This is a genomic window from Halomonas sp. ND22Bw, from assembly GCF_003011945.1.
GTDB lineage: Bacteria > Pseudomonadota > Gammaproteobacteria > Pseudomonadales > Halomonadaceae > Halomonas > Halomonas halophila.
Window position 1 is genome coordinate 1 of sequence record NZ_PXWD01001459.1, and the last position, 248, is coordinate 248.

General features: G+C 66.1%; 1 protein-coding gene. It reads left to right on the plus strand.

Annotated features, from left to right (window positions below):
- On the plus strand, positions 1-248 hold a 248-nt coding region (locus CVH10_RS23060), incomplete at both ends, for a phosphate acyltransferase (RefSeq protein WP_369335997.1).

Sequence of the window (248 nt, forward strand, 5' to 3'; positions counted from 1 at the left end):
GGCCTGTCGATCCTGCTGGCCAAGGGGCGGACCCTGTTCGTCGCCGACACCACCATCCACGAGCTGCCGAACGCCGAGGAACTGGCCGACATCGCCATCAAGGCCGCCGAGACGGTCAGGAAGCTGGGCCGCAATCCGCGCGTCGGCTTCCTGTCCTATTCCACCTTCGGAAACCCGCCCGGCGACCGCGCCGAAAAGGTGCGCGAGGCGATCCGCATCCTGGACAAGAAGGGCGTCGACTTCGAATA